Below are 2,542 nucleotides of genomic sequence, written 5' to 3'. Positions count from 1 at the left end.
GATCACCGCCGCGTTCTGGCTGATGAGCATGGGCATCCGCCGCCGCGCCCGCAAGGCGAAAGCCAGCTACCGTTACCTGTTCATGCACCCCAGCGGGGATGATTTGCGCACCCTGGCGGCCCTCGTCGACGCCGGCCACGTGCAGCCGGTGATGGACCGCACCTACCCGTTCGCGGAAATTGGGGGAGCCTTCGCCGCGCTCGAACAGGGCCACGCCAAGGGCAAGATCGTCGTCACCCTCTAGCGGCTCCCGGCTGCCGGGCCCGCCATAGCAGGCCGATGTACACCAGGTCAAAGACGCTGCAGAGCACTCCCACGCCCAGGATCAGGGGCGAGTTGCCGTACCAGCCCAGCGCGATCGTAGGCGCGAGGGTACCGACCCACTTGGCCACGGCGATCAGCAGGGTCTGGCCGCGGGTGCCGGCCCGGGCGGCGAACATGGCGATGAACAGTCCGGACATCAGCAGGTTCTGCAGGAACGCCGCGTAGCGGGCCGCGTCGTCCCAGCCGAACTGGACGACGAACAGCAGCTGGACCGCGAAGGACGTGACGCCCAGCAGATCCGCCGCCGCGCCCGCAAGGCGAAAGCCAGCTACCGTTACCTGTTCATGCACCCCAGCGGGGATGATTTGCGCACCCTGGCGGCCCTCGTCGACGCCGGCCACGTGCAGCCGGTGATGGACCGCACCTACCCGTTCGCGGAAATTGGGGGAGCCTTCGCCGCGCTCGAACAGGGCCACGCCAAGGGCAAGATCGTCGTCACCCTCTAGCGGCTCCCGGCTGCCGGGCCCGCCATAGCAGGCCGATGTACACCAGGTCAAAGACGCTGCAGAGCACTCCCACGCCCAGGATCAGGGGCGAGTTGCCGTACCAGCCCAGCGCGATCGTAGGCGCGAGGGTACCGACCCACTTGGCCACGGCGATCAGCAGGGTCTGGCCGCGGGTGCCGGCCCGGGCGGCGAACATGGCGATGAACAGTCCGGACATCAGCAGGTTCTGCAGGAACGCCGCGTAGCGGGCCGCGTCGTCCCAGCCGAACTGGACGACGAACAGCAGCTGGACCGCGAAGGACGTGACGCCCAGCAGGAGCGCCCAGCCGATGAACAGCCGCCGCGTCACCCAGTCCGGCAACTCGGAGCGGCCGAACTTGAGGAAGGTGTACACAATCACGACGTCGGCCAGACCCCACGCGATATTGAAGACCCCCTGGGCGGTGATTCCCGTCGCGATGGAGCGCGTGGCGTAGATGGCCTCCCAGGCGAAATTCAGGGCCAGCGCGGCGGCTGGGATCGCGTAGCTCCGGTCCTTGAAGCCGATCCGGATGGCATCGACGTAGACCACGGTCCAGGCCAGGCCGCTCACAACCGTCAGAAACAGGATCACGGTCCCTCCTCGCATGCACAGGCGTCAATTTGTGCCGACACAGCGAGCATATCGATGGCTGGCAGAGGCCGCTCAGCGGAAGGTCAGGGAGCAGCAGACGGCCCCGTTGCAGCGTGACCGCAACCTTTGAAGTTCTAGGCTTGCGGCCAGGACGAAGACGTCTGTTTCCCCTGAGGAGTAACCATGACTGTTTATGTCCAGCCCGGCCAAGAAGGATCCAAGGTCCAGTTTAAGGACCGCTACGAGAACTGGATCGGCGGCGAATGGGTGGCTCCTACTACCGGCCAGTACATCGAGAACGTCTCCCCGGTGAACGGCAAGCAATTCACTGAGGTGGCCCGAGGCGCAGCCGCCGACGTTGAGCTGGCGCTTGATGCCGCCCATAAAGCCGCGCCCTCCTGGGGCAAGGCCTCGGCCACCGAGCGCGCCGCCGTCCTGAACAAGATCGCCGACCGCATCGATGCGAACCTGGAGATGCTCGCCGTCGCCGAATCCTGGGACAACGGCAAGCCGATCCGCGAAACCCTCAACGCCGACATTCCGCTCGCTGCGGACCACTTCCGCTACTTCGCCTCCGCCGTGCGCGCGCAGGAGGGACGACTGTCCCAGCTCGACGACGACACCACGGCCTACCACTACCATGAGCCGCTCGGCGTCGTCGGCCAGATCATCCCGTGGAACTTCCCGATCCTGATGGCCGTCTGGAAGCTCGCCCCGGCCCTCGCCGCCGGCAACGCCGTCGTCCTGAAGCCGGCCGAGCAGACACCGTCCTCGATCCTGGTGCTGATGGAACTGATCGGCGACCTGCTGCCGGCCGGTGTCCTGAATGTGGTCAACGGCTTCGGCGTCGAGGCCGGCAAGCCGCTGGCCTCCAGCCCCCGTATCCGCAAGATCGCCTTCACCGGCGAAACCTCCACCGGACGGCTGATCAGCCAGTACGCCAGCCAGAACCTGATCCCGGTCACGCTGGAGCTCGGCGGCAAGAGCCCGAACATCATTCTCATGGCGGTCTGGAAAATGGCTCCGGCCCTGGCCGCCGGCAATGCCGTCGTCCTCAAGCCCGCGTCTAATACCCCGGCCTCCATCCTGGTGCTGGCCGAGCTCATCGCGGACCTGCTGCCCGCCGGCCTGCTGAACATCGTCAACGGCTTCGGCTCGG

The 2,542-nt window shown here is 66.6% G+C and carries 5 protein-coding genes; 3 read left to right on the top strand and 2 right to left on the bottom strand.

All coding sequences use genetic code 11. The annotated features are described in order from the left end of the window. On the top strand, window positions 1–244 hold a 244-nt coding region (locus Y706_RS26135; RefSeq protein WP_156945185.1), incomplete at its 5' end, for a zinc-binding dehydrogenase. On the opposite strand, the gene Y706_RS28940 is transcribed toward Y706_RS26135, so the two are convergent. Beyond that, window positions 234–614 carry a hypothetical protein gene (locus Y706_RS28940; RefSeq protein ID WP_216699142.1) on the bottom strand — a complete coding sequence of 127 codons (381 nt, stop codon included), beginning with the start codon at window positions 612–614 and terminating at the stop codon, window positions 234–236. The genes Y706_RS26135 and Y706_RS28940 overlap by 11 nt on opposite strands. On the opposite strand from Y706_RS28940, the gene Y706_RS28935 reads away from it, so the two are divergent. Then, window positions 513–770 (top strand): zinc-binding dehydrogenase, encoded by a 258-nt coding sequence (locus Y706_RS28935; protein ID WP_343213080.1) that lies wholly within the window; start codon window positions 513–515, stop codon window positions 768–770. The genes Y706_RS28940 and Y706_RS28935 overlap by 102 nt on opposite strands. On the opposite strand, the gene Y706_RS0117060 is transcribed toward Y706_RS28935, so the two are convergent. Next, entirely contained in the window at window positions 760–1,383 is a 624-nt protein-coding gene (locus Y706_RS0117060) for a transmembrane-type terpene cyclase (protein ID WP_028277553.1), read from the bottom strand. The genes Y706_RS28935 and Y706_RS0117060 overlap by 11 nt on opposite strands. 183 nt (window positions 1,384–1,566) lie before the next feature. On the opposite strand from Y706_RS0117060, the gene Y706_RS26125 reads away from it, so the two are divergent. Next, the coding region (locus Y706_RS26125) for an aldehyde dehydrogenase family protein (protein WP_156945183.1) at window positions 1,567–2,542 on the top strand (976 nt) is incomplete at its 3' end.

The organism is Arthrobacter sp. I3 (genome assembly GCF_000520575.1).
Taxonomy (GTDB): Bacteria; Actinomycetota; Actinomycetes; order Actinomycetales; family Micrococcaceae; genus Arthrobacter; species Arthrobacter humicola_A.
The sequence above is the reverse complement of the archived record's forward strand: the minus strand, read 5'-3'. Positions and strand labels throughout refer to the sequence as shown.